Source organism: Allopusillimonas soli, from assembly GCF_004153445.1.
In the GTDB taxonomy this organism is placed as follows: Bacteria; Pseudomonadota; Gammaproteobacteria; order Burkholderiales; family Burkholderiaceae_B; genus Allopusillimonas; species Allopusillimonas soli.
In genome coordinates this window covers 446,736-472,565 of the sequence record NZ_SDQC01000003.1, presented here as the reverse complement: position 1 = coordinate 472,565, position 25,830 = coordinate 446,736, and the positions used below count along the sequence as shown (strand labels likewise).

Annotated in this window: 25 protein-coding genes; 8 read left to right on the top strand and 17 right to left on the bottom strand. The window is 61.8% G+C overall.

Annotated features, from left to right (window positions below; all coding sequences use genetic code 11):
- Nucleotides 1-14: 14 nt before the first annotated feature.
- From ERD78_RS12075 to ERD78_RS12040, 8 genes are all read left to right on the top strand, one after another.
- Entirely contained in the window at nucleotides 15-1,337 is a 1,323-nt protein-coding gene (locus ERD78_RS12075) for an aromatic ring-hydroxylating dioxygenase subunit alpha (RefSeq protein WP_129969538.1), read from the top strand.
- Nucleotides 1,334-1,834 (top strand): aromatic-ring-hydroxylating dioxygenase subunit beta, encoded by a 501-nt coding sequence (locus ERD78_RS12070; RefSeq protein ID WP_129969537.1) that lies wholly within the window; start codon nucleotides 1,334-1,336, stop codon nucleotides 1,832-1,834. The genes ERD78_RS12075 and ERD78_RS12070 overlap by 4 nt, the downstream gene beginning before the upstream one ends.
- 9 nt (nucleotides 1,835-1,843) lie before the next feature.
- Entirely contained in the window at nucleotides 1,844-3,481 is a 1,638-nt protein-coding gene (locus ERD78_RS12065) for an AMP-binding protein (RefSeq protein ID WP_218940836.1), read from the top strand.
- Nucleotides 3,478-4,653, top strand: coding sequence for a thiolase family protein (locus ERD78_RS12060; protein ID WP_129969536.1), 1,176 nt, complete (start codon nucleotides 3,478-3,480; stop codon nucleotides 4,651-4,653). The genes ERD78_RS12065 and ERD78_RS12060 overlap by 4 nt, the downstream gene beginning before the upstream one ends.
- Entirely contained in the window at nucleotides 4,650-5,885 is a 1,236-nt protein-coding gene (locus tag ERD78_RS12055; protein WP_129969535.1) for an SDR family NAD(P)-dependent oxidoreductase, read from the top strand. Before ERD78_RS12060 ends, ERD78_RS12055 begins: the two co-directional genes overlap by 4 nt.
- A gap of 21 nt (nucleotides 5,886-5,906) precedes the next feature.
- Complete coding sequence (locus ERD78_RS12050) at nucleotides 5,907-6,713, top strand: cyclase family protein (protein WP_129969534.1); 807 nt, start codon at nucleotides 5,907-5,909, stop codon at nucleotides 6,711-6,713.
- 47 nt (nucleotides 6,714-6,760) lie between these two features.
- On the top strand, nucleotides 6,761-7,489 hold the full coding sequence (locus ERD78_RS12045) for an SDR family NAD(P)-dependent oxidoreductase (RefSeq protein ID WP_129969533.1): 729 nt from the start codon (nucleotides 6,761-6,763) through the stop codon (nucleotides 7,487-7,489).
- 146 nt (nucleotides 7,490-7,635) lie between these two features.
- Nucleotides 7,636-8,787 (top strand): ABC transporter substrate-binding protein, encoded by a 1,152-nt coding sequence (locus ERD78_RS12040; protein WP_129969532.1) that lies wholly within the window; start codon nucleotides 7,636-7,638, stop codon nucleotides 8,785-8,787.
- A 37-nt stretch (nucleotides 8,788-8,824) separates the two neighbouring features.
- On the opposite strand, the gene ERD78_RS12035 is transcribed toward ERD78_RS12040, so the two are convergent.
- The 17 genes from ERD78_RS12035 to ubiA form a co-directional block, all read right to left on the bottom strand.
- A complete protein-coding gene (locus ERD78_RS12035) occupies nucleotides 8,825-9,784 on the bottom strand; it encodes a helix-turn-helix domain-containing protein (protein ID WP_129969531.1) in 960 nt (319 codons plus the stop codon).
- A 150-nt stretch (nucleotides 9,785-9,934) separates the two neighbouring features.
- Nucleotides 9,935-10,336 carry a cytochrome c family protein gene (locus ERD78_RS12030; protein WP_180029205.1) on the bottom strand — a complete coding sequence of 134 codons (402 nt, stop codon included), beginning with the start codon at nucleotides 10,334-10,336 and terminating at the stop codon, nucleotides 9,935-9,937.
- Nucleotides 10,337-10,427: 91 nt separating this feature from the next.
- A complete protein-coding gene (locus ERD78_RS12025) occupies nucleotides 10,428-10,958 on the bottom strand; it encodes a methylamine dehydrogenase light chain (RefSeq protein WP_129969530.1) in 531 nt (176 codons plus the stop codon).
- Nucleotides 10,942-11,580: a methylamine dehydrogenase accessory protein MauD gene (gene mauD / locus ERD78_RS12020; RefSeq protein WP_129969529.1), complete on the bottom strand. Its 639-nt coding sequence runs from the start codon at nucleotides 11,578-11,580 to the stop codon at nucleotides 10,942-10,944. Before mauD ends, ERD78_RS12025 begins: the two co-directional genes overlap by 17 nt.
- Nucleotides 11,581-11,589: 9 nt before the next feature.
- Nucleotides 11,590-12,126, bottom strand: coding sequence for a MauE/DoxX family redox-associated membrane protein (locus ERD78_RS12015; RefSeq protein ID WP_245152450.1), 537 nt, complete (start codon nucleotides 12,124-12,126; stop codon nucleotides 11,590-11,592).
- Entirely contained in the window at nucleotides 12,123-13,343 is a 1,221-nt protein-coding gene (locus ERD78_RS12010; RefSeq protein ID WP_306669783.1) for an amine dehydrogenase large subunit, read from the bottom strand. The genes ERD78_RS12015 and ERD78_RS12010 overlap by 4 nt, the downstream gene beginning before the upstream one ends.
- Nucleotides 13,344-13,373: 30 nt before the next feature.
- Nucleotides 13,374-14,249, bottom strand: coding sequence for a transporter (locus tag ERD78_RS12005; RefSeq protein WP_129969528.1), 876 nt, complete (start codon nucleotides 14,247-14,249; stop codon nucleotides 13,374-13,376).
- A gap of 66 nt (nucleotides 14,250-14,315) precedes the next feature.
- A complete protein-coding gene (locus tag ERD78_RS12000) occupies nucleotides 14,316-15,815 on the bottom strand; it encodes an aldehyde dehydrogenase family protein (protein WP_129969527.1) in 1,500 nt (499 codons plus the stop codon).
- 229 nt (nucleotides 15,816-16,044) lie between these two features.
- Nucleotides 16,045-16,902 carry an S-formylglutathione hydrolase gene (gene fghA / locus ERD78_RS11995; protein WP_129969713.1) on the bottom strand — a complete coding sequence of 286 codons (858 nt, stop codon included), beginning with the start codon at nucleotides 16,900-16,902 and terminating at the stop codon, nucleotides 16,045-16,047.
- 33 nt (nucleotides 16,903-16,935) lie between these two features.
- The gene (locus tag ERD78_RS11990) at nucleotides 16,936-18,042 is read right to left on the bottom strand and encodes an S-(hydroxymethyl)glutathione dehydrogenase/class III alcohol dehydrogenase (protein WP_129969526.1); all 1,107 of its coding nucleotides are present in this window, start codon (nucleotides 18,040-18,042) and stop codon (nucleotides 16,936-16,938) included.
- A 122-nt stretch (nucleotides 18,043-18,164) separates the two neighbouring features.
- Complete coding sequence (gene clsB / locus ERD78_RS11985; RefSeq protein ID WP_129969525.1) at nucleotides 18,165-19,394, bottom strand: cardiolipin synthase ClsB; 1,230 nt, start codon at nucleotides 19,392-19,394, stop codon at nucleotides 18,165-18,167.
- 17 nt (nucleotides 19,395-19,411) lie between these two features.
- Nucleotides 19,412-20,290 (bottom strand): alpha/beta hydrolase, encoded by an 879-nt coding sequence (locus ERD78_RS11980; protein ID WP_245152449.1) that lies wholly within the window; start codon nucleotides 20,288-20,290, stop codon nucleotides 19,412-19,414.
- The gene (locus tag ERD78_RS11975; protein ID WP_129969524.1) at nucleotides 20,290-21,147 is read right to left on the bottom strand and encodes an endonuclease/exonuclease/phosphatase family protein; all 858 of its coding nucleotides are present in this window, start codon (nucleotides 21,145-21,147) and stop codon (nucleotides 20,290-20,292) included. The genes ERD78_RS11980 and ERD78_RS11975 overlap by 1 nt, the downstream gene beginning before the upstream one ends.
- Nucleotides 21,148-21,171: 24 nt before the next feature.
- Entirely contained in the window at nucleotides 21,172-22,962 is a 1,791-nt protein-coding gene (aspS, locus tag ERD78_RS11970) for an aspartate--tRNA ligase (protein ID WP_129969523.1), read from the bottom strand.
- Between the two features lie 93 nt (nucleotides 22,963-23,055).
- Nucleotides 23,056-23,391, bottom strand: coding sequence for an FmdB family zinc ribbon protein (locus tag ERD78_RS11965; protein WP_129969522.1), 336 nt, complete (start codon nucleotides 23,389-23,391; stop codon nucleotides 23,056-23,058).
- Nucleotides 23,392-23,554: 163 nt separating this feature from the next.
- Nucleotides 23,555-24,823, bottom strand: coding sequence for a putative Na+/H+ antiporter (locus tag ERD78_RS11960; RefSeq protein WP_129969521.1), 1,269 nt, complete (start codon nucleotides 24,821-24,823; stop codon nucleotides 23,555-23,557).
- 22 nt (nucleotides 24,824-24,845) lie between these two features.
- Entirely contained in the window at nucleotides 24,846-25,808 is a 963-nt protein-coding gene (ubiA, locus tag ERD78_RS11955) for a 4-hydroxybenzoate octaprenyltransferase (protein ID WP_129969520.1), read from the bottom strand.
- Between the last annotated feature and the right edge of the window lie 22 nt (nucleotides 25,809-25,830).

Sequence of the window (25,830 nt, the reverse complement as noted above, 5' to 3'; positions counted from 1 at the left end):
TACATGGAGACAATATGAACTATCGCAATAATCCCGTCGCAGTGGCCGCGCTGGTCCGGCCGACGGAAGTCCACAGGGACCTGTTCATAGACCAGGAGCTGTTCGAACTGGAGATGGAGCATCTTTTCGCTAATACGTGGGTGTATGTGGGCCACGAAAGCCAGGTTCCCAACGTGGGCGATTACTACACCACTACCGTGGGCGACCAGCCGGTCGTCATGGTGCGGCACACTGACAAGTCGGTCCGCGTATTGCATAACCGTTGCGCCCACAAGGGTGTGATGGTGGTCAATGACACCTGCGGCAGTACGGGCAAGTTTTTTCGCTGCCCCTACCACGCATGGACCTTCCGCACGGATGGACAATTGCTGTCGATCCCGTTGAAAAAAGGCTATGACCCGCAGGTGCTCAAAGCGTGCGAAGCGAGCCAAGGCATGGCTGCGGTACCGAATGTGCAGGTGCATCGGGGCTTTGTTTTCTGTCGGCTGAACCATGACGGAGAGTCCTTCGAAGACTTCTTCGGCGAGTCGCTATCCACGCTGGACAACATGGCGGACCGTTCGCCGGAAGGCAGGCTCGAGGCCGCGGGCGGGGTTCTGCGCTATGTGCACGACTGCAATTGGAAAATGCTGGTGGACAACCAGACCGACACCTGCCATCCGATGGTGGCCCATGAGTCGTCGGCCGGAACCGCCGTGCGCGTCTGGGAAGAGGCACCCGAAGGCACGCCCAAGCCCATGGCAGTGGAGCAGTTCGCGCCCTTCATTTCCCCCTATGAGTTCTTCGAAGGCATGGGCATCCGCGTCTGGAAGAACGGCCATGGGCATACCGGCGTGAACAACTCCATCCATGCAGCCTATTCCGCCATTCCCGGCTATATGGAAGCCATGACCGCCGCTTACGGCGAGGAGCGGGCGAAGGAGATACTGGGTGAAGTGCGGCACAACACCACCTACTTCCCTAACATCATGGTCAAGGGTCCCATTCAGACATTGCGCGTGTTCAAGCCGCTGGCGGCAAACAGGACGCTGGTCGAGTCCTGGACCTTCCGCCTGGTGGGTGCGCCGGACAAGCTGCTGGAACGCACACTCATGTACAACCGGCTGATCAATGCGCCCACTTCGGTTGTCGGCCATGATGATCACGAGGTGTATGAGCGGTCGCAGCATGGACTGCACAGCCGCGGGCGCGAGTGGGTGAATGTGGCGCGGCTTTACGAGCCGGACGAAGCGGGGCGCGAGAATGAAGTGGTCAACGGCACGAGCGAGTGGCAGATGCGCAATCAATACCAAGCGTGGGCGCGGTACATGACCGCGAGCATGAAGGAGGCGGCATGAGCACGCGGGGATACAGCGACCGGCATCTGATCGACTTTGTCTACGCCGAGGCCCGGTTGCTCGACGAACGTCGGTTTCAGGATTGGCTGGATCTGTACACGGAGGACGGCTATTACTGGATGCCACTGTCGCCGGGCCAGACCGATCCGATTATGGAAGGGTCGCTCATGTATGAAGACAGGCTGCTCCTGCGCGTGCGGGTGGAGCGCCTGGCTGGGCAGCGCACCTATTCGCAGCAGCCCACCAGCCGCAGCCATCATTTGTTGCAGCAGCCCACGATCGAGTCCGATCACCCCTGGCATCAACCTGACCAGGGACAGTATGTGGTGCGCGCGGCCTTCCATTATGTCGAGACGCGGCTGGATCAGCAGGCGCTCTATGCGGGCTGGTCGACCTATGAGCTCAAGGACATCGACGGCGCTTTGCGCATACGGCTAAAGCGTGTGGATCTGGTCAATTGCGATGCTGCACTGCGCAGCATCCAGCTGTTTATGTAGGGGCGCGCATTGACCGAGATTCAGACCGTTTTCCAGGCATTCTCTGAGGCGGCCCGGCGCTGGCCCGACAAGCCGTTCCTGTGCATCGTGCCCGAAACCGCGCAGACCTATGGCATACAGGCGGGCGAACTGCGCTATGGCGACAGTCTGGATCGGGTGTCGCGTCTGTCGCGGGCGTACGCGCAGGCGGGCTACGGCCATGGCCATCGCGCGGGGCTTTTGCTGGAGAATCGGCCTGATTTTCTGCTGCATTGGTTCGCGTTAAATGCCTTGGGCGTGTCCGTCGTGCCCATCAATGCCGAATTGCGGGCGGCGGAGCTGGAGTATCTGGTGGCGCACTCCGAAATCGCCATCGCGGTGGCGCTGCCCGAACGCCACGGCAGCCTGGCGACGGCCGCAGGCGCCGTGGGACGTACTCTCGCCGTCATGGCACCGGACGGCACACCGCCGCCGGCGGCCGAACCGCCGCCACGAAAGCATTTGCCCATCGGCGCGCAGACGGAATGCGCACTGCTTTATACATCGGGTACCACGGGGCGGCCCAAGGGCTGCATGCTGCCCAACACTTATTTCCTGCAAGCGGGCCTGTGGTACCGCGATGCGGGCGGCCTGGCCGCCCTGCGCATCGGCAGCGAGCGCATGCTGACGCCGTTGCCCCTGGTGCATATGAACGCCATGGCTTATTCCGTGATGGCCATGGTCCTCACAGGCGGTTGCCTGGTTCCCCTGGACCGCTTTCATCCGCGCACCTGGTGGCAGACGGTGCGCGAGGCCCGGGCGACGGTAGTGCACTACCTGGGCGTCATGCCGGCCATTCTCATGAAGGCGGCGGCGAGTACCGATGACGCGGAGCACCAGGTACGCTTCGGTTTCGGTGCGGGCATAGATCCGGCCCTGCACCAGGCGTTCGAGACCCGCTTCGGCTTTCCATTGCTGGAGGCCTGGGCTATGACGGAAACCGGTGCAGGCGCTGTCATCATCGCGGATCGCGAGCCGCGTTTTGTGGGCAGCAGCTGCTTTGGCAAAGAGGCCCCGGACGTCGAGGTGCGCCTGGTGAACGACGCCGGCCAGGATGCCGGAACAGGCGAGAACGCGGAATTATGGGTGCGGCACGCCGGCTCCGACCCCAGGCTGGGTTTTTTCTCGGGGTATCTCAAGGACGAGGCGGCCACGCGCGCTGCCTGGGAAGGCGGCTGGTTTCATACCGGCGATATCGTGCGCCGCAATGAACAGGGCTATCTGCATTTTGTCGACCGCAAGAAGAATGTAATCCGGCGCAGCGGCGAGAATATCGCAGCGGTGGAGGTGGAAAGCGTGCTGCTGCAGCACCCGGCCGTGAAAGCCGTGGCCTGCGCGGCGGTGCCCGACCCGGTGCGGGGCGACGAGGTCATGGCCTGCATTGTTCCGCACGCCATGCCGGATGCCGCGGGTGCGGCAGCCCTGGCGCGGGATATCGTGTCCTGGAGCCTGACACGGCTGGCCTATTACAAGGTGCCGGGTTATGTCGCCTTTATCGATGCGCTACCTTTGACAGCCACCAACAAGATCCAGCGCGGCGAGCTGAAGACGCTGGCGCCAACGCTGCCTGGAAGCGCGTTGTGCTCGGATACGCGTGACATGAAGAAGCGCCAGGAGGTGGCGCCATGAGTCACCCGCGCGCAAGCTATGACGGGGTCGTGGCGACGGTTCCCGTGAGCATCCCGTATGTGCGTTATTCCATTCAGAGCGCACACTGGTGGCTGGGACACGCCTTGCGGGAATTGATACGCGGAGCCCGGATCAACAAGGCCGACATCGATGGCTTGTGTGTCTCCAGTTTCACCCTGGCACCCGACACGGCGGTGGGCCTGGTACAGCATCTCGACATGACGCCGCGCTGGCTGGATCACATACCCACGGGGGGCGCGAGCGGCATCATGGGGTTGCGCAGGGCGGCGCGTGCGGTGCAGTGCGGCGATGCCGAGCTTGTGGCGTGTGTTGCCGGCGACACCAATCATGTTGATTCCTTCCGGCATACACTCAGCCAGTTTTCCCGTTTTGCACAGGATGGCGTCTATCCTTATGGTGCGGGCGGCCCCAATGCCAGCTTCGCGCTGCTGACGCGCAACTATATGCGAGAGACCGGCGCAACGCGCGAGGATTTTGGCAAGCTATGCGTGGCACAGCGCGAAAATGCATTGCGCTATCCGCACGCCCTGATGAAAAAGCCCCTCACATTGCGGCAGTATCTTGAGGCGCGGCTGATCACAGACCCCATTCATCTATTCGATTGTGTCATGCCCTGCGCGGGCGCGGAGGGGTTTATGGTCATGCGCGAACAACGCGCCCGCGATCTGGGGCTGCCGTTTGTCCGTATTCTTTCCACGATGGAACGCCACAATGCCTGGCCTGAGGATCCCATACAGATAAGAGGCGGCTGGACTATCGATCGCGATGATTTCTATGATCATGCAGGCGTTGCGCCGGCAGACGTCGACTTCATGCAAGCCTATGACGACTACCCTGTGATAAATATGATGCAGATCGAAGATCTGGGCTTCTGCGCGAAAGGCGAGGCGCCGGAATTCGTGCGCGATCACACCTTTACGATCGATGGCAGCTTTCCCTTCAACACCTGCGGCGGCCAGCTGTCGGTGGGTCAGGCGGGCGCCGCAGGCGGCTATCTGGGCCTTGTGGAGGCCGTGCGGCAACTGACCGGGTCTGCGGGCGGCACACAATTAAAGAATCCGCGCATAGGCTTGATAAGCGGCTTCGGCATGATCAACTATGATCGTGGCCTGTGCACTGCCGCAGCGCTGCTTGCCAGGAGCGATGCATGACACAGCCTTTGACGCGCCCGCCCCGCAAGAATCCGCTTGCGCGCACACGGCAGCCGACGCGCCCGCCCCAGATACGCAGCCGCCGCGCGCTGGGGCTGACTGCCGCCGCGGCGCTGGGCCGATTTGAACTGCAGGTGTGCCAGGACTGCCAGGCCGTGCAATATCCGCCACGCGAAGTATGCCGGCAATGCCTGTCCGAGAGGTTGCGATGGTTGCCGGTGAATCCGCGCGGACGATTGCTGGCTGTGACCACGCTGCATCACAGCAACGACCTGTACTTCCGCGAACGCCTTCCTTGGCGCATAGGCACGGTGCAGATGGCCGCGGGCCCCGCCGTGGTCGCCCATGTGCATGGCGATTGCAAGGAAGCCGATATCGTTCGGCTGGCGCTCAAACTCGATCGCAGTGGACAGGCGGTCATGATTGCACTTCCCGATGAGGCGACCCCCAATATGGAAGACGACAAGACATTGCGCGAAACCGCGTGCGACCCCAAGTTCCGTCGCGTCCTGGTGACCGATGGCAAAACGCCGCTGGGCATGGCGACGATACGCGCCCTGCTGGATGCGCAGGCCAGCATGGTGTTCGCTGGCGATCCCGATGTATGGCGCCGCAGTGCCGAATTCGATGCCTTATGCGAGGACGAGCGCGTGCTGCCGCAGGATATGAATATCACCGACACCGATTCAGTGGAACGCATTTCGCGTTCGATAGGCGGCAAAGTGGATATCCTGATCAACACGGCCGACTACCAGCGCGACGGCGGCGTCCTGTTCAGCCATGGCATGAATACTGCGCGTGAAGCCATGGAAGTGAACTGCATGGGCCTGATGCGGCTGGCGCAGCACTTCGGCCCGGGCATGTTCGGGCGCGCCGCCGACGGCGTGAACAATGCCGTGGCCTGGGTGAATGTGCTGTCCATCTATGCGCATGTGAACCTGCCCGCGCGTGGCTTGTGGTCGGCATCGCAGGCTGCGGCGCTGTCTGTGGCGCAATGCTTGCGCCAGGAATTCATGCAGGCCGGCGTACGTGTCATCAACGTATTCCCCGGCCCGCTGGACCATGAGTGGGAGCAATTGACGCCTCCCCCCCGGGTGGCCCCCGGCGCGGTCGCCGCGGCCATCGTACGCGCCTTGCAGGAGGGAACCGAGGACGTTTACGTGGGTGATGTCGCCAAGGAATTTCTGGACCGTTGGCGGGCCAATCCCAAGGGGCTCGAGCGCGAGCTTTGACATCAACAAACCGGAGACATCATGAGCACTACCGTATTGGGACAATTCATGGCCGAGCTTGTTTCGGGCAAGATACGCATCGTGGATCTGACCGAAACCCTTACGCCGGAGTTTCCCACCATCGTCCTGCCGCCCGAGTTCGGCCAGGCCTGGCCGTTTCGCATTGAGGAAATCTCGCGCTATGACGAGCGCGGACCCGGCTGGTACTGGAACAACTTTTCCATGTCGGAGCATACCGGCACGCATTTTGATGCACCGGCACACTGGGTCAGCGGCAAGGACCAGCCTGACAACACCGTGGACACCATACCCGTCGAGGCGTTCATTGCAGAGGCTTGCGTTCTGGATTGTTCCGTTGAGGCGCGCGAGGACGCCGATTTCCTGCTTACCATAGACTTTGTCGAACGTTGGGAGGCCGAGCACGGCCGCATTCCGCCGCGTTCCTGGGTGTTCATGCGCACCGATTGGTCCAAGCGCCAGAAACCTACCGACTATCTCAACATGCGAGAAGACGGTGCACATTCGCCCGGTCCGGATGCACAGGTGGTGCCCTGGCTCATCAAGGAACGGGACGTGCACGGGTTCGGCACCGAGTCCGTCGGCACCGATACAGGACAGGCCCAGCATCTGGATCCTCCCTTTCCGTGCCATTACTACATGCATGGCAATAATCGCTACGGCCTGCAATGCATGACCAACCTGGATCAGTTGCCACCTCGCGGCGCCGTCATCTTCTCCGCGCCGTTGAAGATACGCCGCGGCTCGGGCAGCCCGCTGCGGGTCCTGGCATTGACCTCATCCAATGGCGCCGCACAGCCGCGCCCCTGACCTGGACTGAAGCAATTAAGGTCCGCTGCGCGGACTGGGAGTGAAGGATGGCAGACAAGTACATGGCATTGGTAACGGGCGGCAGCGCCGGCATAGGCGCCGAGATTTGCCGGCAAATGCTGGAGGCAGGCTATGACGTGATATCCATGGCGCGACGGGCGCCCGGGTTTTCCCATCCCGCCTTGCTACCGGTGCAGGTGGATCTGCTGGATGCTCAGGCGGTTGCCCATGCAGCGCAGGAGATTGCAGGCCAACATGCTGTCACCCATTTCGTGCACAATGCGGGCGTGATCTGGCCCAATCTGCTACCTGACGTGTCCCTGGATGAACTCCAGGGCTTGACACAGATCCATCTGGGTGCAGCTATTGCGCTGACGCAGGCGGTGCTGCCGGGCATGGAGCGCGCCGGCTTCGGGCGCATCGTGCTGATGTCGTCACGCGGCGCGCTGGGCCTGCCCACACGCACCGCCTATTCGGCCACCAAGGCAGGCATGGTGGGCATGGCGCGCACATGGGCACTGGAACTCGCGCCCAAGGGCATCACGGTCAACGTCGTGGCGCCAGGCCCCATCCAGACCGACATGTTCTACGATGTCATCCCCGCCGGTAGCGAAAGAGAGCAGAATATCGCCAAGGGTATCCCAGTCCAGCGCCTTGGCCGCGCCGACGATGTGGCCCGCGCCGTCATGTTCTTTTCCGACCCTTCCAACAGCTTCGTGACCGGTCAGACGCTTTATGTATGCGGAGGCGCCAGCGTGAGTTCCGTGACCATTTGATCCATTTCGCCAGCAATGTGCCGGCGGGCCGCGCGGCATCCGGAAAGGAAGACGTGCGCAGTTGGCAGCTGGCCGTTAGACTTGCGGGTAAGCGCAGTGCCCGCAGCACACAACAAACGTGCAGTCATACCAAAGGAGATAGACCTATGCTGATTCGAACCCTGGCCCTGTCGGCCGCCCTGCTGGCCGTGCTTGGCACAGCGCCAGCATCCGCCCAAGTCAAGGTGGGTGTTGTCACCTCGTCAACTGGGCCCACCGCCATGATAGGCATCCCGCAGAAAAACTCCGTCGCCCTGCTGCCGGCCAAAATCGGCGATCTTTCCGTGGAATATATCTCGCTGGACGACGCCAGTGATCCCACGCAGACCGTCACCAATTTCAAGAAGCTCATCACCGAGGAAAAGGTGGACGCCATCATCGGGCCATCAGGCTCGCCCAACGCCATGGGGGTCATTCAGTTTGCGGCGGAGTCAGGCACGCCCATGCTGGCGCCGGTCGGTACCGCGGCGGTTGTCCTGCCCATGACAGAGCAGAAGAAGTGGGTGTTCAAAACCACGCAGAACGACGACATCATTGCCAAGGCGCTCGTTGGCCACATGGCAACCCATGGTATCAAGACGCTGGGCTTTATCGGTTTGAACGACGCCTACGGCGAAAACTGGCTCAAGGTCATCACGGGCCTTGCCAAGGAGCATGGCATAGACCTCATTGCGACGGAACGCTACCAGCGTTCGGACACCTCGGTGACGGGCCAGGCCCTCAAGGTGCTTGCGGCCAACCCCGACGCCGTGCTGATCGCGGGTACGGGCTCGAATGCCGTGTTGCCGGAGACCACGCTAGCCAGGCAAGGCTACAAGGGGCAGTTCTACCAGACGCATGGCGCGGCGCTGCCGGCCTTCCTGAAGCTGGGAGGCAAGGATGTCGAAGGCACCATACTGGCGGCCAGCCTGATGCTTGTGCTGCCTGAAATCGACGACAGCAATCCGTCCAAGAAAGTGGCAGTGGACTATATCAAGCGCTACGAGGATAAATACGGCGAAAAGCCTGCCACGTTCGGGGCGAATGTCTACGATGCCGGTCTGCTGCTTGAGCGCGCCATTCCCATTGCCGGAAAGACCGCCAAGCCTGGCACGCCGGAATTCCGCAGCGCTTTGCGCGATGCGCTTGAAACCACCAAGGAGCTGGTTGCCACCCAGGGCGTCTACAACATGTCCCCGCAGGATCACAGCGGCTTTGATGACCGCGGCCGCGAACTCATCACGGTGAAGGATGGCCACTGGCGGCTCGTGAAGGACTGATCGTCTGGCGTATGGGATCCTTCAGGGCGAGGCCGGATCAGGCCTCGTTCGTCTGCTGCCGCCGCCATTCGGTTGGCGACACGCCGTAGCGGCGCCGAAACGCATGGCTGAAGGCCGCCGCGTCGGAAAAACCGTGCCGGTACGCCAGGTCGCTGATCTGCTGCGTGGCGGCGGTGTTGGCCAGCATGCGGCGGCAGCGTTCCAGGCGCGCTGCCTGGATATAGTCTGCCGGACTGGCGCCATGGCTTTCGAACAGTTTGTATAGGTACCGGCGGGAAATGCGAAAGCGGGCGGCAATCCCCGACGCGGTCATGCCCGGATCATGCAGATTGTCTTCGATATGCTGGCATATGGTGCGGAACTGCGCCTGGCGCACCTCATCCAGTCCTGAAATATCTTCTGCGCCGGTCTGCTCGCAAACATTCAACCCTATCATTTGCATGATGCTGGCGGCGATGTCACGCATGGCGGCGTCCGACAGGCTGGGGCTTTCCGACAGCGCCAGCCGAAGCGTGTCCATGGCGATACGCGCGCTGCCATGCCGCGCGCTGAAGGCGCGGGCCACAGCGCGCTGCAGGTATGGCGCCCATACCGGCATCTGCGCCGGCGAGATCTGCAATACGAGAAAGTGCGCATCCTGTTCCACGTCGACCTCATAGGGCCGCGCTGTGTCATACAGGCCCCACTCGCCAGGATTCAGAATGGCCGTGCGGTCGGCCTGAACGATGCGGCTGCGGCCCGACAATTGCAGCGTAGCCTTGTACAGCCCTTCCTCGGCGCGGCTGGCGAGCACCTTGGTGCGGGATACGCGTTGAGCCGAGGTAAGCAGTTCGGTGACGCGCAGACACCCCAGGCTGTCATGGGCGGCCGTATTCAGAAAGGGGCCGGCGTTCTTGGCTCGCACTTCCAGCGGTACGAAATACTCACAGACGCCGTCGTGCCAGGGGCCGGGCCGGTCGAAATAGCGCGGCGGAGTGCGCAGAAGCAGGGACGCCATACATGGTTCACCTTGCAAAAAACGGGCCGGGCGCGCCGCAACCGCTTGGCGCCCAAGCATGAATGTATTCTTTATACCTAAATCAGTGCGGCGCATCTATGCGTAGAAACCTTTAGTGCATGCGGTGTGTGGGCCGAGCCGAGGTTGGCATCATTCGTTTTTTCCAAAGGTGTAGGGAGCCAGGTGGTGCCCGCTTTCCGCGATCCTCGCGGCAAGCGCGCGCCGCACACGGGCCACATCATCGAAACGCTGTTGCCGGGAGGCGCCCACTTCCGTGGCGGTGAACAGCCGGAAGCCGAGGCCGGCCTGACCAGGGCTGAATTGCATAACGGCCCAATTGAGCACATTGGCCAATTCTGCATTGCTGAGCTGCGATTGGGCCGCACCAGGCACCCGTATCATGTAGTCGCGACCTTGCGGAAGGGCGGCCAACAGTCCTATGGAGTTCCTGAAACTGGGCACGCCATTGCGCGCAACGCCTGTTCCGTCGTAACGATGGCAGCCCGCGCACTGCAGCATGTAATCCTTATAGGCTGCAGTGCTGTGCACCATGCCATCTGTGCCTGCATTGGCCGTCGGGGCGCAAGCAAGGACCATGGCGCATAGCGCCATGGCGGCCAGTGCCCGCCGGGGTTGGCGCAGCTCAGTTCTTGGCGAGGCCCACGACAATAGATGTTGTGCAGTGGAAGGTCGTATTCTCATTTGCCATGCACCAATTGACATCGTTGTGCAGAAAGAACTCGTAGCCGGGCCTTTCTCGAACCTGCGACGAGCATAGGCATCGATTGCACGCCGTCTTGCCGCAGCAATCGTGATAGCTCACCAGGTAATCCTTGCCATCATTAGGGTTGTGGCAGGTGCCGACCCAGGAAATGGGTGATGGTGTGGTGCCGGGCGGGCAGGTGGTGGGCGTGCCGCCGCAGCATGAGCATAGGAAGCCATCCACTGCACAATAGCGCCAGTAGTCGCAGGACGTCAGTTCCTCCTCGGTTGCTCCGTCAAGGAGACTGTCTCCTGTTTTCTTTCCGGCTGCGGCGCGCGCCACGGGCAGCACGGGCATCAGAAAAGCCGACCCCACCAGCACCTTGCCGACCCGATTTAGCACACTGCGGCGGGACGATCTGTGCGCGACCTGGCGCGCCATGTTTTCACCCAATTTATCCAGCCAGCGCATTGGCATTCTCCTTGCGAGTAACCTTGAGTTCCTGGATGGAATTGCCGGCGAGATATTCCTGCGCCGAAGCAACGCCGAGTTCTTTTGCCGTAAACAGGCTTTCGAGCTGTTCGCGCGAGTTCACCAGCCCTTTTGCGCGCACAATGCCCTGTTCATCGACAAGTACCGCATAGGGCAGCTTGCTGATCTGGAAGCCCATGCCCAGGCTGGTGGACAGCACGTATGGAAACTGGGTAAGGCCGGCTTGCCGGTAGAAGGCCAGATGCTCGGGCATCTCGCCGTCGCTGGCAAGGACGATCTCCAGCCACTTTCCTTCCCTGGCGGCGATGGATTTCAGAATGGGCAGCAGCTTCTTGCACACCGGGCAGGTGGGTGACAGGAAAAAGAGCAGCTGGCTGCGTGGGCCTGAATGGCCTATGCGCTGAGGCCGGCCCAGCAGGTCATTGAGCTCCATGGCCGGGGCGGCGTCGCCCACAGCCGGCCCGCGATCCATGGTCAGGGCGCCCATGGGCGCCACCCGCTCATACAGGACACCGATCTGGCGCGTGAGCGCCAGCACGGCAAGCACCAGGCACAGTACGACTACCCACAGGACTATGTTGGATATCATCAAGGCATTCATGGTGTCTCCTTATGCTTCTTCAAGCCGCTTGTGCGACGCGATCAGTTGGTTCATGCAGAAATAAAGCCCAAGGGCTGCCAGCGTGGCGCCGAAAAAAGTCAGGACGTCCATCCAGCCCAGTGCGCGCGGCGCCATGCGGGCTGCCAGGAGCGCCGGCAGCGCCAGAGCCAGCAGCGTGGCATTGCGCGCCACCAGCCACCACGACAGGCCGCCCTCGCGGCGCGAGAATCCGCCACAGCCGCAGTCGATTCCGCTACGGCCACGCATCAGGTTGATGATGACGGCGAGCGTGGCCAGCAGCACGAGAGCGAGCGTCAATCCGGCGCCTGCCGTACGCGTGGCAGGCACCAGCAGCATGGCGCCGCCGGCCAGCTCCGCTGACACGAAGGCGGTTGCAAATGGACGCAGCAGCGCCTGCGGAAGCAGGGCATGGCCCGCGGCGGCGGCTTCGAAGTCGGCATAGTGCAGCAGCTTTTCCACTGCGCCGATCAGCATGATGCCCGAGAGCGCGGCCGCCGAAACATAGACGAGAATGGGATCCATCATGACCGATCTCCCTGGAATGGCTGGGGTTCCACCTGCAGCGCCGCCTCGCCCGCGCCTTCTATGGTGCGCAGATATTTCGGCTCGGGTGCGCTGATGTCGTAGATATTCACGTTGCCCCCGTCTATGGTCAGCAGGCGGTGATCGGGGCCCTGCGCTACCGACATCGACAGTGCATCGCGTCCAGGCACGCGTGCAACGCGCTTTTTCGTCTTCAGATCATAGACCCATATCTCGGCCGCCGGATTCTTGTGGGAACCTTCCTTGCCATGAGGGTGCATGAATACATAGAGCCGCTGCGACGCGCGATCCACGTCGATGAGGTTGTAGCCGCCTGGCACCCAGCCATCGGCCTTGTCCTTGTCATCCAGCAGCGACCACACCGGCTCGAACTGCATTTCCTTGCCACTGAAGTCGGCCGTGTAGACGTTGCCGTTGAAGGATACAAAATAGGCCTTGTCGCGCATCAGGCCCGGCGCAATAAAAATAGGATCGTCCTGCACCGGAAACATGGCCTTGCTGCGCTGCTGGTGCGCCACCTTGCCTTGGTCGTCCAGATCAATGGCGAGCAGACTGCCGTCGCCGCAAATCGTCATGAAACTATGCGGGCGATCGGGCAGCGGAATGACGCTCCAGCAGCCTGCCGTGGAGGTAATCTCACCCGCAAACGCCTTTTTCTCCAGATCGACGACCGAGATCGACGTGGCGGGGGTGGCGTTCTGCAGCACGATGAACCGGCCATCCGTGGTCAGGCGGAATATGCCCCGGTAGTTAAGCGCCTGGGCGCGTTTGGGCGGGATTTCGATTTCCTTCTGGAAAGTCAATTTCTTTGCGTCCCATATCTCGACCACATCGGTGCGCTTGCCGCGCGTAACCCGATCGAAGTAGGTGGTCATGATGTAGATATGCTTGCCATCGTGCGATACCACCATCTGTCCGTTGTAAATGGTGGGCACCATGCCCAGGAACTTGCCCGAATCGCCGTCGTAGATATTGACCCGACTGTCGGTCAGGTGCTGGAACACGGAGTCCATGACATATACGCGGTGCGTGGCATCCTCCGGCAGGCTGTGCCCGCCGGTCAGTTTTTCCATGGGCGCCTGTATCTCTTGCACTTGAGGCGTCTTGGGCTCTTGCGCCGAGGCGGGCATGGTGCAGGCCAGCAGTGCGGCCGCCAGCACGCCGGCCGCACAATGGCTTTTCATGTGGGGAATTGTCATGAGTGGGTATCTCCTCGCTGGTATCCGTCGTCAGAACATATAGGCATAGCGCAACTGCACGCCGCGCATCTTGGGCCCATTCCGCACGTCCAGATCATGGATGTACTGCAGCTGTATCTGGTTGGCATTGTTGATCTGGTAAGTGATCTCGGCGGCCAACTGGTGGCTGTTTTGGCTCGATACCACCGTATTGCCGTTGATCTTCTCACGGCCCCCGGTTTCGTAGCGATAGCGCAGTCCCACATAGGTGCTGGGATTGATGTTCGTGGATGCCAGGAACATCAGGCGCGTGGAGGGGTCCTTCTCCAGCGTCTGGCCGTAATAGTTGTCGTTGTCGCCGTAGAACTCGAATTCGGCCACGGCTTCCAGAAAAGTGGATTCGCCCACACCCTTCACGAAGGCCAGGTCCTGCACCGTGGTCCAGCGATTCTTGCCGGCGGACACATCGGCGCGCGAGCCATGATAGTGCCCGGTGGGAAAGGTGATGAACGGCTCCCAGGCAAACCATGTGCGGGTCTCTTCGTTGTTGTACAGCCATATCGCCATGCCTGCCTGGACATCGCCCAGGCCCGTCATGCTTTCGGATGGGCTGCCGGGCACCTTGGCCCGGGTGCGGTAGGCGGGCGCGATCAGCTCGTATTGCACGGTGAAGTTGCCCAACTTGCGAAAGGCCATGGGCCGCAATACCAGCGCCTGCACATCGATCTCGGGACCGCCTTCCACGCGATGTCCCCGGTCATAGAAGCCATGGCTGCCCAGTGCCGCCAGATAAGAGGCGATGACATTGGTGCCTGGCGGGGCGGGAATCCAGTCGCGCGCGCTCGGGTCGCCGGCATGCGCCGCCGATGCCATACCCAGGCATGCAGCGGCCAAGGCAAGCCCGCGCAGGCGTTTCAGTCGTGTCATGGTGATAGTCTCCTTTTTTGTTTTCTGTGTCGCCCGGCGGTCCTGAACATGGCATGCCGGGCCGGCTCAACCGGCTGGGTAGGCCATGCAGACGGATTTCTTTTCCAGATACATGTCGATGGCGGCGCGTCCGTGTTCGCGCCCTATGCCGGATTCCTTGTATCCACCAAATGGCATGTGAGGATCCAGCATATTGTGGGTGTTCACCCAGACCGTGCCCGCCTGTATGCGCGGTATCAGCTGATGCACGCGCGTCAGATCGTTGCTCCAGATGCTTGCGCCGAGGCCGAAGCGTGTATCGTTGGCGTGAGCCACGGCATCGTCGAGCGTATCGAAGGCGGCGGCGACCACCACAGGACCAAAGATTTCCTCGCGGCAGATGCGTGCATCGGGCGGCGCATCGGCAAACACAGTGGGCAGCACGAAATAACCATTGCCTGTTCCGCCGGTACCGCCGGCCAGAACCCGCGCGCCTTGCGCCTTGCCGCTGGCGATGTAGTCCAGCACGCGCTGGCGATGCCTGGCGGAAACCATTGGGCCGATCTGGGTCTCGGGATCCAGCCCCGATCCCACCTTCATGGCGGCGGCCAGCTCGGCCAGACCCGACACAACTTCCTCATAGATGCCGCGCTGTACAAACAAACGCGAGCCAGCCGTGCAGACTTGTCCCTGGTTGAAGAATATGGCGCCAGCGGCGCCCTGCACGGCCTGCTCGATCGGGCAATCGTCCAGAATGACCACCGGGGACTTTCCACCCAGCTCCAGCGACACGCGTTTCATGTCGTCCATGGCCTGCTTGCCGATCAGCTTGCCGACCTCCGTCGATCCTGTGAACGCGATCTTATCCAAACCGGGATGCGCGACTAGCGCTGCGCCGGTCACCTCGCCACGGCCAGTGATCACATTGATGACGCCGGGCGGAAAACCGGCCTCCAGCGCCAGCTCAGCCAGCCGTATGGCGGTCAACGGCGTTTCCTCCGCCGGCTTGAGCACCACGGTGCAGCCTGTGGCGACAGCGGGCGCTATCTTCCAGATGGCCATCAGCAGCGGGAAGTTCCAGGGAACGATGGCGCCCACTACACCCACGGGTTCGGGCCGCGTATAGGCCTGGTATTTCAGGCCAGGAGGAAAGGGGATGGATACATTCAGTGTCTCGCCTGAAATCTTCGTGGCCCATCCGGCCATATAGCGCAGCCACTGTGCGCCGGCGCCCACTTCCAATCCCTGGGACAGGAACAGCAGTTTGCCATTGTTCAATGTTTCCAGGCGCGCAAGGGCGTTGCCGTTGGCCTCGACAAGATCGGCAAGCTTCAGCAGCAAACGTTCGCGCTCCACAGGCGGCATGTCTCGCCAAGCGGGATCCTCGAAAGCCTGTCGGGCCGCCCTGACAGCGGCGTCCACTTCGGCCGGACCGGCCTCGGCCTGGTGAGCGATGATTTTGCCCGTGGCGGGGTCGTAAACCGGCAGCGGCTCGCCCTGCCCGTGCGCCCAGGGCTTCCCGCCAATAATCATGTGTTCACGGATGGCGGAAAGTTCGGGACGTTCGGATTGTGGTACGGCAGACATGCTGTGCTCCCATGGAGATTTCCAGGCCAGCATAGCAAGGGGGTGGGCCGGTGTATTGTTGCTTTGTGCACCGGCGCATGTCTGTGTGAGCACGACACGTCAGGCGCTTTTCGCGTCACGAAGCACCGCGCGCGCGGAGACCGTCAGTGCTCCGGGGAAATGGCCGCGTGCGGACGGCGGCGTGCACCTTGTAGTCGGCTACGCGCTCAGGCGGGCGGCCGAAAGGCGGTCAGGCGCTGCGTGCCAGTCGCTCGGCATGGAAGGCCATGTGATCCTCCATGAAGGTGGCAATGAAATAATAGCCATGGTCATATCCATCATGGCGGCGCAGAATCAATGGCTGCTGAGCCTGGGCACAGGCCGCTTCGAACGCTTGCGGATGCAGCTGCTCCGCCAGGAAGCCGTCTGCCAGGCCTTGGTCGATCAGAATGCCTTGCGGGAAGGGGCATTGCGACTGCTCCATCAGCAGTGAGGCGTCGTATTGCGCCCAGGTTTGCCTGTCCGGACCCAGGTAGGCGCCGAAGGCTTTTTCGCCCCAAGGGCAGCGTGTTGGCGCGGCAATTGGCGCGAACGCGGACACAGACTGAAAGCGGCCGCGGTACTTCTGCGCAAGAACCAGCGCGCCATGTCCGCCCATGGAGTGTCCAAAAATACCCGCTCGATCGGCGTTGCCCGGCAACTGACTGGTGACTATGCCGAACAGTTCGTCGCTGATATAGCTGTCCATCCGGTAATGGCCGCTCCACGGCGCCTGGGTGGCGTCGAGATAAAAGCCGGCGCCAGTGCCAAGATCCCAGTCGTCGTCCTCGCCGGGTATTCCCGCGCCGCGCGGGCTCGTGTCTGGCGCTACCAGCATCAGCCCATGCTGGGCCGCGAAACGCTGGGCGCCCGCCTTGATCATGAACGTCTCTTCGGTGCAGGTCAGCCCTGCGAGATAGAACAGCACGGGCACCGGCCCTTCCTCTGCTTGTGGCGGCAGGTACACCGAAAAGCGCATGGGCAGGCCGACGGATCGCGACACATGGCTGTAATAGCGTTGTATTCCGTCAAAACAGCGGTGCTCGCTGACAATATCCAATGTATGCATCGCAGGCATGGCGGATCTCCTTCAATACGTCCCTCAGTACATCACCACGGAGCGTATGGACTCTCCCCGTTTCATCAGATCGAATCCCTCGTTGATGCGGTCCAGCGGCAGCGTGTGCGTGATCAGATCATCGATATTGATCTTGCCATCCATGTACCAGTCGACGATTCTGGGCACGTCGGTGCGCCCGCGGGCTCCTCCGAATGCCGTGCCCTTCCATACGCGTCCCGTCACAAGCTGGAATGGACGCGTGGCAATTTCCGCGCCTGCCTCGGCAACGCCTATGATGATGGACTGTCCCCAGCCGCGGTGGCAGCATTCGAGCGCCTGACGCATGACCTTGGTATTGCCGATGCACTCGAAGGAATAGTCTGCGCCGCCGTCGGTCAGCTGGATGATGTGGTCGACCACGTTATCCACCTCGGACGGGTTGACGAAATGCGTCATGCCGAACTTGCGCGCCATGGCTTCGCGGGCCGGATTCAGATCCACGCCGATGATCTTGCCAGCGCCCACCATACGGGCGCCCTGTATCACATTAAGGCCAATGCCGCCCAGGCCAAACACCACAACATTGGCGCCCGCCTCGACCTTGGCCGTGAACAGTACGGCGCCGATGCCGGTGGTGACGCCGCAGCCGATGTAGCACACTTTGTCGAAGGGGGCGTCGCTACGAATCTTTGCCAGGGCGATTTCGGGCACGACAATATGGTTGGAAAATGTGGATGTGCCCATATAGTGGTGAACCGGCTTGCCGCCCACCTTGAACCGCGATGTGCCGTCGGGCATCAGACCCTTTCCCTGGGTTGACCGAATGGCTGTACAGAGATTGGTCTTGCGCGACAAACAGGACTTGCACTGGCGGCATTCCGGCGTGTACAGGGGAATGACGTGATCACCCGGCGCCAAAGTGCTTACGCCAGGCCCGGTTTCAAGCACCACGCCCGCGCCCTCGTGGCCCAGGATGGCCGGGAAAAGGCCTTCGGGGTCCGCGCCGGACAAGGTGTAGTAGTCGGTGTGGCAGATGCCGGTGGCCTTCACTTCCACCAGCACCTCGCCAGCCTTGGGCCCTTCCAGTTCCACATCCTCGATGGTAAGGGGGTCGCCTGCTTTCCAGGCCACGGCTGCTTTGGTTTTCATGCTTGCTCCCGCACTGGTTCAGGTGCCTGTGCCAGGGCCCTCTCGCCTTGGCCGGCACATTCTGCCCGAGTGTAACGAATATTCCTTTGGGAGACGAATCAGCACGCATGCCCGCGGCGGGATCAGTATTCCGACGACCGGCCTGTCAATGCAACGCCAAGACGCAGCATCAGATAGGAAAATCCGTCGATCTGGCGTGTGATCCAATGCCGCCGCTGCAGCGCTTCCGCCGTCACGGGGCGGGCATTTTCCCGCAACTCCGATTCCAGCACCGCGGCCAGTGCATGGGCAAACCCGTGGTCCTGGACGTAGACATTGGCTTCCCGTGCGAGCAGGAGACTGAAGGGGTCCAGATTGGAAGAGCCCACCATGGCGCAACCATCTATGGCCGCCACCTTGGCATGCAGATAGCTTGCCATGTATTCATGAATCTCGATGCCCATCTCGAGCATGCGGCCATACATATAGCGGCATGCCCGATACTGCACGGCATATTCCGAATGCCCCTGCAGCAGCAGCCGCACCCGTACGCCGCGCTCCGCCGCCTCCGCCAAGGCCTTGCGCAGGCGTCGTCCCGGAAGGAAATAGGCGTTGGCAATCAGAATTTCATCCCGTGCCCCAGCAAGGGTGGCCAGATACACATTCTCGATCGTCTGCCTGTGGCGCAGGTTATCGCGCACGAGCAGCGCCGCGCGTACGCCATCATCGAACACAGGCTGCTTGTGCCGGACACGCCGCTGGCGCCAGGCGCTCCAGTCGCGCAGACGTTCGTAGAAGCGGGCCCAGTCGTCGCGCCGGCGCCAGGCCATGCGCAGCCACAGGCCACGCTGTGCACGGGCCACGGCATCAACGAGGGGCCCCTTGATGCGCACGGCGAAATCGAAGCGCGGCCGCGCTCCCCGGCCGTCGTTCGGCACATCCTCGTAATCGTCCAGGATATTGATGCCGCCCACAAAGGCCACCGCATTGTCCATTACAGCGGTCTTGCGGTGCAGCCGGCGCAGGCGGCGCACATTGAAACGGACATTGGCAACGCCGCGCGGCTCGGGGCGGTACACCCGGTATTGCGCTCCCATTGCGGACAGGCGGCGCGTCACGGCATCGACGGTTTCATTGGAACCGAACCCGTCGATTACCACGCGCACTTTCACGCCTCGCCGGCATGCCGACTCCAGCGTGTCCAGCACGCGCTTGGCCGTGTTGTCGTCCGCAAATATATAGGTTTCCAGATGGACCAGGCTGCGCGCCTGATCTATGGCCTCGCACAGGGCGGGGAAAAACTCGCCCCCGTTGTGCAGCAGATCGATGCGATTGCCTTGCGTCCAATCGATGTGTGTATGCCGGGGCGCCATGGATGATGTCTTTGCCTCTACAGGCCCATGAGCCCCAGTATGCCGCGGCTGAGCGCCGAGTGTGGCTGGCGCAGCTGCATCAGGATATTGAAGTGGTTGGTGCCGGGTACTTCCATCTGCGTGGCCGGATAGCCCAGCTCTTGCCATCCCTGGGCATAAGCCTGGCTCTGGCGTTTGAATTCGCAGGTTTCATGCTCGCCCCAGCCTAAGAGCAGCGGACAGCCGCGACTCGGTAAGTGGAACAGCGGGCTGAGCTGTATGGCCTTCGCTTCGTCGAGTTCGGCCCAAGCATTGACATGTGTATGAACCAGCGGGCGCAAATCGAACAGCCCGCTAAGCGGGCTGGCGCTGTGCACGATGCTGTCCGGCACACCGTAAGCGTCATGCCAGCCGCCGGCCAGCAGCATGCCCGCGAGGTGGCCGCCCGCGGAACTGCCGCTGACATGTATGCGCTCGGAATCGCCGTTGTAAGCAGGAATATGTTTCCATATCCAGGCGAGCGCGCGCCTGCCCTGATCCACGATGTGGGTTAGCGCTGCGGCCGGCGCCAGGGAATAGTTGACCGCCACCACGGTGGCGCCGGCCTGCACGAACGCCGGTGCCATGAAACTGGAGTCGTCCTTGGACAGCGCACGCCAGTATCCACCGTGTATGAAGACATATACGGGCGCGCCCGCGCGAAGCGCCGGGAAAATATCCAGGGTCTCATCTGCGTGATCGCCATACTGGATATCGAGCACACCTGGTATTTCCTCGCGGGCCTGGGCGCTGTAGTCGGCGTACTCCTGAAGAAAGGGCATGCAGTCGGGCACAGTGGCGCGCGCATTGTACTGGCGGTCGAGTTCGTCGGGCGCATAGCCCATGGGATTGGCGGACGGAATTCGTGCGGCGTTCATCAAGGCAACTCCAGTTCAGCCAGAAGAGGGGCATGGTCGGAAATCTGCCGCCAGGGCAGCCCGTGCAGCACCCGGGCCTTGCGCACAGCAAAGCCTCGTTGGTAGATGCGGTCGAGACGCAGCCAGGGGAAAGCGGCAGGGAAGGTGCGTGGCGGCGGCGTGAGCCGCGCTTCGCCATTCATGCCAAGCTCATGCACCGTGCGCGAGAGCATGCGCTGGCGAGGCAGTACGCGCAGACTGTTGCGAAGGCGCGCCACGGACGTGCGCAGCCTGCGCGGGTCGGTCTCGACATGCGGGGCAATGGCAAACACTTCATAAAGGCCCAGCTGCTTGACGAACAGCGGGGCCAGGCGGTTGTTCCAGTCGTTGAAGTCGCCAGCGATGAGCATGGGCTCGTTTTCCGGCACGAGGCGCTGTATGCGCTCGACCAGCGCTGCTACCTGGCGCGAGCGGCCACCGGCAAACAGGCCCAGATGCACCACGAGACAGTGCACCTTGGCGTCCTCGACTTGAATCAGCGCATGCAGCAGGCCGCGGTGTTCGAGCCTATGGTCGGAGATGTCTTGATTTTCGTGTTGGAGAATGGGAAAGCGCGAGAGCAGGGCGTTGCCGTGATCGGTGTGGGACCGCACGGCATTGCATCCATAGGCGCAGTTCATGCGCAGCGCCGCGCCCAGGGACTCGTGTTGCGCGTGCAGCGTACTGCGCTGCTCGTTGCGGCCCTGAATTTCCTGGAGGAAAAGCAGGTCTGGGCGCAGCCCGTAAAGGCCAAGACGCAGGTCTTCGAATGATTCCCTGGCGCCCATGGCCGAGCGGCCCTTGTGTATGTTGTAGCTGATGACCCTGATGATGGACACGGCGCCCCCGTAGTGATGCTCCCCTTACTTTACATCGGTGGCGCGCAGGCGGATATGCAGTTCGCGCAACTGCTTCTCATCCACGGCCGAAGGGGCTTGCGTCAGCAGGCACTGCGCCCGTTGCGTCTTGGGGAAAGCAATGACATCACGGATGGATTCTGCGCCGGCCATGAGTGTGACCAGTCGATCGAGGCCGAACGCCACGCCGCCGTGAGGCGGCGCGCCATATTGCAGCGCATCAAGGAGAAAGCCGAATTTTAGCCGCGCTTCTTCCTCGTCGATGTTCAGGGCGCTGAACACCTTCTGCTGGATATCCGCACGGTGGATGCGCACGGAGCCACCGCCCAGTTCCCAGCCGTTGAGCACCATGTCGTAAGCCTTGGCGAGTGCGCCGCCGGGATCGGATTCCAGCCGGTCCTCGTGCCCGTCCTTGGGACTGGTGAAAGGATGATGCGCGGCAAAATAGCGGCCTTCCTCCTCGTCGTATTCGAACATCGGAAAATCGATGACCCACAGGGGCTGCCAGCCCGTTTCGAAAAGGCCGTGGGTTTTGCCGAAATCGCTATGACCTATCTTCACACGCAAGGCGCCCATGGCGTCGTTCACGACCTTGGCCTTGTCGGCGCCGAAGAACAGCAGATCGCCGCTTTGCGCGCCCGTGCGTTCGATCAATTGGCGCAGGGCGTCGGCATGGATGTTCTTAACGATGGGAGACTGAAGTCCTTCGGGGATCGCGGCGGCATCATTGACCTTGATGTAGGCCAGGCCTTTCGCGCCGTAAATGGCCACGAACTTGGTGTAGTTGTCGATTTCGCTGCGTGGCATGGCGGCCCCGCCCGGCACGCGCAAGGCAACGACGCGGCTGGCCGGATCGTTGGCCGGAGCGGAAAACACCTTGAAATCGACATCACGCATGAGGTCGTCGATGTCCGTGAACTCAAGCTTGACGCGCAGATCGGGCTTGTCGGAGCCATAGCGGCGCATGGCTTCCGCCCATGTCATGGTGGGGAAAGGCTGAGGCAGTTCGGTGCCCTGCACGCGTGCAAAGACCTGACGTATCATGCCTTCGAAAATTTCGCGTATCTCCGCTTCGTTCAGGAAAGATGTTTCGCAGTCGATCTGGGTGAACTCGGGCTGGCGATCAGCACGCAGATCCTCGTCCCGGAAGCACTTGGTGATCTGGTAATAGCGATCGAAACCCGACACCATCAGCATCTGCTTGAACAGTTGCGGCGATTGCGGCAGTGCATAGAATTGGCCGGCGTTCACGCGCGAAGGCACGAGATAGTCGCGAGCGCCTTCGGGCGTGCTTTTTGTGAGCATGGGCGTCTCGATATCGACAAAACCCAACTCGTCCAGGTACTTGCGCACCTCCATGGCCACGCGATAGCGCAGCATGAGGTTGTTCTGCATTTGTGGGCGACGCAAGTCCAGCACCCGATGCGTCAGCCGCGTTGTCTCGGACAGGTTGTCGTCATCGAGCTGGAATGGCGGCGTTACCGAGGCGTTGAGCACCTCGATTTCGCGGCACAGCACCTCGACCTCGCCGGAGGCAAGGTCGGGGTTCACCGTGCCTTCGGGCCGCACGCGCACCAGGCCTGTGATCCGGATGCAGTATTCATTGCGTATGCTTTCCGCGATGGCGAACGCCTGGACATTGTCGGGATCCACCACAACCTGTGCCAGGCCTGCGCGGTCGCGCAGGTCTATAAATATGACCCCGCCGTGGTCGCGGCGCCGGTGAACCCAGCCAAACAGGGTGACGGTCTGGTCAAGGTACTGTTTACCGACGTCGCCGGTGTAGCAGGTACGCATGTGGGATAACTCCGTAAATCGAATGCAGAATAATAAAGAAGGCCTCGGGCCGCACGCACCTCGCAGGCCCGCGAGCCGCCCCCGGGCGCTGGGCTAAGGGGCGCTTGTGCTGCCGCCGGAGCCGGTATTCGCGGCGGCGCCGGAAGCGGACGGCTCGGCAGATTTTGTGCCCGGGCTGGGCGCAGCGTCGCCCGACGATGCTTGCGCAGGCGCCGCAGCCTTGCCGTTTTTGCCTGTCGCGCTATTGTTGTTGCGAAAGTCGGTGACATACCAGCCAGATCCCTTGAGCTGGAAGCCAGCGGCGGTAACCTGCTTTTGGTATGTTTCCTGCCCGCACTCCGGGCAGACCGTCAGAACAGGGTCAGACATTTTCTGCAGCACGTCCTGGGCATGGCCACAGGCGCTGCATTTGTAAGCATAGATAGGCACGACAGAAATCCCGTAAGACTTTCCACAAGAACGCGCCAAGCATCGCCTGCCGCGGAAGGAATGGCGGCAAAAAAGAGGAGGCTGGGCGCAAAACGGTTAATTTTATCGCTTTTTGCCGCGATGCAGCGGGCGGGCCTGTGCGAGCCCGCTCACGGATGGCGCCTCAGAAGGTCTTGGGGATCATGAACATGCTCGCCGCCACCAGGGTCGGCACGGCGGCAGACAGCAGCAGCTTGAGCGGCGAAATGGAGCCGTCCGGGAAATAACCCTTCAGAATGGCGAAACCTGCCGGATTGGGCGCATTTGCAATCACGGTCAGGCCGCCGCCTGTGACGGCGCCAGCCACGAGCATATAGCGCCAGATCTCGTTGGTGCCCTCCACCAGCGAACCGAGATACGTCAGCGCGGCGTTGTCCGTGACAGCGGTGAGCGCCGTCGCCCCCCAATACAGCACTGTGGGCGACAAGCCGGCCAGCAGATCCTGCAGCCACCATTTCTGCAGACCGCCCAGTACGACCAGGCCGGCCAGAAAGAAACCCACCATCAGGCCTTCGCGTATCAACAGCGGATTTTGGTGGCGCGCATAGGCATGCGAGTAACCGATGAACAGCATGAGAATGCCAAGGAATATGGTGGGATGATGGGCTGACAGTACGACGCCCACAAGGAACAGAGTGTGGATGGCAATGACGCTCAGGGGAACGGGCGGGCGCGCGTCCGCGGCCTTTACGCCGACATCGCCGTTGATCAGGTGCTGGCGGCAGATAAAGGTAAGAATGCCTGCGTTGATGAGCACGGCGGCGCCGGCACGCCAACCGAAATGGGTGGCCATATACGCGGTGTCCCAGCCGAAGGTCGTGGCGACCATCAGCACGGGGGGAGCGGCATAGGCAGTAAGTACGCCGCCTATGGATACATTGACGAAGAGAACGCCCAGCGTCAGGTATTTGAAGCCCGCCTGCCCCGGCCTGGCGAAATAGGCATCGCGAAGCAGCAGGGCGGCCAGCGTCATGGCGGCGGGTTCTGTGATGAACGAGCCCGACAGCGGCACAAAGGCCATGGTCACGAAATACATGGCCAGTTCATTGCGCAGCGGTAGCACGCGCGCCAACCCGCGCACACCCATGTTGACCAGTTCGATAATGGGACGGCTGGCGGCCACCACCATGATCACAAACACAAATGCGGGCTCGGTGAAGTCGCGCGTGTCCATATAGCCGACCATGTCGTCCAGGCCCACGAGCAGGACCATGAAAGCCAGCATGACACAGGCCCATACGCCGAACACGGCTTCCACTTCCGACAGCAGGTGCCAAAGGCCGGCATGCGGCCCGTTGCGATGGGCAAGCCGGGCGAACACCGGTACGGAAAATGTGTGGACAATGGCGATCGCAAAGAGTGCGGTCGCAATATATTCCATATGACTGATCATGTCTCGCCTTGTATCGTGTTTTTCAGACGGGTATTACAGTGCCTGCCAGCGCGGCCGCCAGCAGCATCACACCCACTGCCATATTGGCCCGAAACAGCATGAAGTTGCGGTCTGGCCGCGCCAGGCTGAATACAGCCATTTGCCAGGTGAAATGCGCTCCGATCGCCGCCATGACGACATAATAGGGCCAGTTCATCTGCATGGCCGCGCCGGCGTACACCCACAACGCCAGCGTCGCAATATAAAAGCCGCTGATCCAGGCACGGCCTTTCTCCCGGAAACGCATCGCGGTGGAGTGCAGCCCCAGTTTGAGATCGTCGTGCACATCCACATAGGCGTAGATGGAGTCGTAACCCACCTGCCACAGCACAGCGCCTGCCCACATGGCGATCGCGCCCGGGGGCACTATGTCCCGCGTATCGGACCATGCCATCAGCATGCCCCAGTTAAAGCCTATACCCAGCACCACCTGCGGCCAATAGGTGAATCGCTTGCACAGCGGGTAGACGATGACAATGGGCAGGAGGGCGACTGCCAGCCAGCGGCTGTATTCATTGATGAACAACAGCAATAGCGCACAGACGCACAACTGTGCGAATACGAACCATAGGGCCTGGCGCAGCGTGAGTTGTCCGCTGGTCAGTGGCCGAAAGCGCGTGCGTTCGACCTGCTTGTCGAAATTGCGGTCGAAGATGTCATTGAAGCAACAGCCTATGCCCCGCATGAGCAGCGCGCCGAGTGAAAATACGACCAGGCGCAGCAGCGTGGGCCACCCATCGGCCGCCTGCACCAGCGCAGCCAGGCACGGCAGCAGCGTGAGCCATGTGCCCACAGGCCTGTCCAGCCTGCACAGCCGCATATAAGGTCCCCACGACTTCGGCAGCCAGCGATCCACCCAGTCGTCCGGACGCATGTCGGACAAATCGGGTACATCGGGAGCCTTGTCGGGAGAGAACGTTCGCGGGTCTTTCGATGGCGATGTCATGTCGGGAGTTGGGAAGAGGCGA

Coding starts and splice junctions, on each gene's coding strand:
- ERD78_RS12075 (WP_129969538.1), top strand. CDS start 15: ATGAACTATCGCAATAATCCCGTCGCAGTGGCCGCGCTGGTCCGGCCG.
- ERD78_RS12070 (WP_129969537.1), top strand. CDS start 1,334: ATGAGCACGCGGGGATACAGCGACCGGCATCTGATCGACTTTGTCTAC.
- ERD78_RS12060 (WP_129969536.1), top strand. CDS start 3,478: ATGAGTCACCCGCGCGCAAGCTATGACGGGGTCGTGGCGACGGTTCCC.
- ERD78_RS12055 (WP_129969535.1), top strand. CDS start 4,650: ATGACACAGCCTTTGACGCGCCCGCCCCGCAAGAATCCGCTTGCGCGC.
- ERD78_RS12050 (WP_129969534.1), top strand. CDS start 5,907: ATGAGCACTACCGTATTGGGACAATTCATGGCCGAGCTTGTTTCGGGC.
- ERD78_RS12045 (WP_129969533.1), top strand. CDS start 6,761: ATGGCAGACAAGTACATGGCATTGGTAACGGGCGGCAGCGCCGGCATA.
- ERD78_RS12040 (WP_129969532.1), top strand. CDS start 7,636: ATGCTGATTCGAACCCTGGCCCTGTCGGCCGCCCTGCTGGCCGTGCTT.
- ERD78_RS12035 (WP_129969531.1), bottom strand. CDS start 9,784: ATGGCGTCCCTGCTTCTGCGCACTCCGCCGCGCTATTTCGACCGGCCC.
- ERD78_RS12030 (WP_180029205.1), bottom strand. CDS start 10,336: ATGGTGCACAGCACTGCAGCCTATAAGGATTACATGCTGCAGTGCGCG.
- ERD78_RS12025 (WP_129969530.1), bottom strand. CDS start 10,958: ATGCGCTGGCTGGATAAATTGGGTGAAAACATGGCGCGCCAGGTCGCG.
- mauD (WP_129969529.1), bottom strand. CDS start 11,580: ATGAATGCCTTGATGATATCCAACATAGTCCTGTGGGTAGTCGTACTG.
- ERD78_RS12015 (WP_245152450.1), bottom strand. CDS start 12,126: ATGATGGATCCCATTCTCGTCTATGTTTCGGCGGCCGCGCTCTCGGGC.
- ERD78_RS12010 (WP_306669783.1), bottom strand. CDS start 13,343: ATGACAATTCCCCACATGAAAAGCCATTGTGCGGCCGGCGTGCTGGCG.
- ERD78_RS12005 (WP_129969528.1), bottom strand. CDS start 14,249: ATGACACGACTGAAACGCCTGCGCGGGCTTGCCTTGGCCGCTGCATGC.
- ERD78_RS12000 (WP_129969527.1), bottom strand. CDS start 15,815: ATGTCTGCCGTACCACAATCCGAACGTCCCGAACTTTCCGCCATCCGT.
- fghA (WP_129969713.1), bottom strand. CDS start 16,902: ATGCATACATTGGATATTGTCAGCGAGCACCGCTGTTTTGACGGAATA.
- ERD78_RS11990 (WP_129969526.1), bottom strand. CDS start 18,042: ATGAAAACCAAAGCAGCCGTGGCCTGGAAAGCAGGCGACCCCCTTACC.
- clsB (WP_129969525.1), bottom strand. CDS start 19,394: ATGGCGCCCCGGCATACACACATCGATTGGACGCAAGGCAATCGCATC.
- ERD78_RS11980 (WP_245152449.1), bottom strand. CDS start 20,290: ATGAACGCCGCACGAATTCCGTCCGCCAATCCCATGGGCTATGCGCCC.
- aspS (WP_129969523.1), bottom strand. CDS start 22,962: ATGCGTACCTGCTACACCGGCGACGTCGGTAAACAGTACCTTGACCAG.
- ERD78_RS11960 (WP_129969521.1), bottom strand. CDS start 24,823: ATGATCAGTCATATGGAATATATTGCGACCGCACTCTTTGCGATCGCC.
- ubiA (WP_129969520.1), bottom strand. CDS start 25,808: ATGACATCGCCATCGAAAGACCCGCGAACGTTCTCTCCCGACAAGGCT.